Here is a 405-nt window from a genome sequence, read left to right as displayed (position 1 = left end):
CAATAATTGAATTCACTGTTCCCCTCGGCCAGTCTATAGAATAAAAGCACGACGAACTAATTTCGCCGGATTTCCAGCCCAAATCTCATTCGCTGGAATATTTTTCGTTACAACAGAGCAGGCACCGATTACGGCGTTTTCACCAATCGTTACACCTTTTAGAATGGTTGAATGAGCCCCAATGAAAACGTTATCTCCAATTATTACCGGGTACTTCTTTGCGGCTACCCGGTCTTTCTGAGAATCTAACCGGTCAATAGCGCTTAGTGAATGGAAATCCGTATCATAAATACAAACCCCACCACCGAGCTTAACGTTGTCGCCAATTACAATCTCGCAACGCGCTATTAAGGCTGCGGAACTCATTCCCACGTTTCGCCCGATTCTGATGACAGCTTCCTTATC

Annotated in this window: 1 protein-coding gene; it reads right to left on the bottom strand. The window is 44.9% G+C overall.

Going from position 1 to position 405, the window contains the following annotated elements:
• Window positions 1-33 precede the first annotated feature (33 nt).
• On the bottom strand, window positions 34-405 hold a 372-nt coding region (locus AC1DS3_RS39570), incomplete at its 5' end, for an acyltransferase (protein ID WP_477129493.1).

The organism is Cupriavidus sp. 01L46 (assembly GCF_056399905.1).
This window is presented reverse-complemented; position numbering and strand designations above follow the sequence as displayed.